Genomic DNA, 682 nt, shown 5'->3' on the forward strand with positions numbered 1-682 from the left:
GAAGGGGTGAGGAATGTGACGCGGCCGTCGCGGTAGTGCAGGCGGTTGTCGTAGCGGCTGGGGATTGCGAGGAAGGCCTCAGCGCCCTGGCGGGCGGCTGGGGCTAGCATGTCGTTCGTGGGCTTGTAATAGCCGGCAGTGGTGAGGCTGTTGTGGCTCTGGCGGCCGGCCACGGCGCCCAGAGCAGCGGCCTGGCGCCGCTTGCTGGTTTTGCGGGGTGGGGTTGCTTCGATAGGCTTGGTGGTTTTAGCGCCCGCCAGCAGCGTTCTGGCCTTGGCGGTGAGGCTGTAGCGCACCGGGTTGCCTTTGAAGCGGGTGGCGGAGTCGGAAACGATGTAGGCCTGGGTGAAGAGCCCGTTGATGATGGGCCTGTGGCCCTGGGCCTCGGGGTCCAGCTTGTCCAGCTCTTCGACGCTGGATGCGCCGGCCACGGCCAAGTTCTCCAGGCAGCGCAGGGCCTTGGCGGAGATGCGTGAGCCTGTCATGCGGCCTCCGCAGCGGGTTGCAGCACGTGGTCTGCCCACAGGTCCACAAAGCGCTCCATGAACTTGTGGCGGGCCTCCTCGGGCTGCATAGGGGTGATGACGATGGGCAGGGGCTCAATGCCCTCCAACTGCGTCCACACTTCGCCATCGTTGCGCAGCATCAGGTCGCGCCGCTCGGTGGCGAGCATGACCATGTC

At 66.4% G+C, this 682-nt stretch carries 1 protein-coding gene and 1 pseudogene; both read right to left on the minus strand.

Translation table 11 applies throughout. From position 1 onward, the window contains the following. Positions 1 to 485: hypothetical protein (locus AC07OO_RS25590; RefSeq protein ID WP_495084999.1), on the minus strand; the 485-nt coding region annotated here is incomplete at its 3' end. Next, positions 482 to 682: pseudogene (locus AC07OO_RS25595) on the minus strand (hypothetical protein); the annotation flags it as partial. The pseudogene AC07OO_RS25595 and the gene AC07OO_RS25590, both read right to left, overlap by 4 nt.

Source organism: Rhodoferax sp. GW821-FHT07G04 (genome assembly GCF_059418585.1).